This is a genomic window from Streptomyces sp. a15 (assembly GCF_059026085.1).
In genome coordinates this window covers 1-1,306 of record NZ_JBWLKM010000235.1, presented here as the reverse complement: position 1 = coordinate 1,306, position 1,306 = coordinate 1, and the positions used below count along the sequence as shown (strand labels likewise).

Below are 1,306 nucleotides of genomic sequence, written 5' to 3'. Positions count from 1 at the left end.
GTGCCGGTGCCCATGGCCAGGCCCAGGTCGGCGGTGGCCAGTGCGGCCGCGTCGTTGACGCCGTCGCCGACCATGGCGACCGTACGGCCCTGGCTCTGCAGTCGCTTGATCACGTCGACCTTGTCCTGGGGCAGGACTTCGGCGATGACCTCGTCGATCCCGACGGCCTTGGCGACCGACTCGGCGACGCGTTGGTTGTCGCCGGTCAGCAGGACGGGCGTCAGGCCCAGTCTGCGCAGTTCGGTCACCGCTTCGGCGCTGGTCTCCTTGATCGCGTCGGCGACGGTGAGGACGCCGCGCGCCTGGCCGTCCCAGGCGACGGCGACGGCCGTACGTCCCTCGGCCTCCGCGGCGGCCTTGGCCTCGGCCAGCTCGCGGGGCAGTTCGATGACCCACTCGGTCAGGAGCTTCTCGCGGCCGACGAGTACGGCGTGGCCGTCGACGACGCCCTGGACGCCGAGGCCGGCGAGGTTCTCGAAGTTCTCCGGCACGGGGAGGTTGCCCCCGGCCCGCTCGGCCGCGCCGGCAGCGATGGCCTGGGCGATGGGGTGTTCCGAGGCGTGTTCCAACGCACCGGCCAGCCGCAGCAGTTCGGTCTCGTCGACGCCCGGTGCGGTGAAGACGTCCTGGAGCCGCATCCGGCCGGTGGTGACGGTGCCGGTCTTGTCCAGGACGACGGTGTCGACGCGGCGGGTGGACTCCAGGACTTCGGGGCCCTTGATGAGGATGCCGAGCTGGGCGCCGCGGCCGGTGCCGACCATCAGCGCGGTCGGTGTGGCCAGGCCCAGCGCGCACGGGCAGGCGATGATCAGCACGGCCACGGCGGCAGTGAAGGCTGCGGCCGCGTCGCCCGTGACGCCGAGCCAGGCACCGAGGGTGCCAGTGGCGATGAACAGGACGGCGGGGACGAAGATCCCGGAGATCCGGTCGGCGAGGCGCTGCACCTCGGCCTTGCCGTTCTGCGCGTCCTCGACCAGCTTCGCCATCCGCGCGAGCTGGGTGTCGGAGCCGATGCGGGTCGCCTCGACGACGAGCCGGCCCCCGGCGTTCACGGTCGCGCCCGTGACGGCGTCGCCGACGGTCACGTCCACCGGCACCGACTCGCCGGTCAGCATGGAGGCGTCCACCGCCGACGCGCCCTCGACGACCGTGCCGTCGGTGGCGATCTTCTCCCCGGGCCGTACGACGAACCGGTCACCGACCGCCAACTGACCGACCGGGATGCGTACTTCCCTGCCGCCGCGCAGCACCGCCACGTCCTTGGCGCCCAGCTCCATGAGCGCCCGCAGTGCGGCCCCCGACTTCC

1 protein-coding gene is annotated in these 1,306 nt (G+C 72.8%); it reads right to left on the bottom strand.

Annotated elements, in window-relative coordinates; genetic code table 11:
- Positions 1–1,306 (bottom strand): heavy metal translocating P-type ATPase (locus AC5P09_RS51840; protein WP_493880614.1); only part of this gene is annotated, 1,306 nt, incomplete at both ends.